The following is a 346-nucleotide window of genomic DNA, read 5'->3' as shown; positions in this document are numbered from 1 at the left end:
TCGATGAAAAATTAGCGTGGAGAGGGTTTGACCCAGATGAAGAAACTAGAGCAAGGGATGAACTCAAAGAAGTCTACGCTAAAGCAAAAGCGTTTGATGAGATATTAGATATAGACTTAGCGCAACACGATGAAGAATACGCAGACAACGTAATGAAAGTTGTTAATAAATACACGGAGGACAAATAAATGAAACAACATATTATAAAAAGCAGAAATGGAGCATCTGAACCGAACTACAACTTCGCAAAACTTGGTATGAAAAGACTAAACATCAAATTACTATCAGACAACGCAACAACACCAACTAGGGCTAACCCAACAGATAGTGGACTAGATTTATATGT

1 pseudogene is annotated in these 346 nt (G+C 37.0%); it reads left to right on the top strand.

The window, feature by feature from the left end:
* Positions 1–188, top strand: a pseudogene (locus LQ617_RS15890) (hypothetical protein); the annotation flags it as partial.
* Between the last annotated feature and the right edge of the window lie 158 nt (positions 189–346).

Source organism: Mammaliicoccus sp. P-M59, assembly GCF_022386135.1.
Lineage (GTDB): Bacteria > Bacillota > Bacilli > Staphylococcales > Staphylococcaceae > Mammaliicoccus > Mammaliicoccus sciuri_A.
This window is presented reverse-complemented; position numbering and strand designations above follow the sequence as displayed.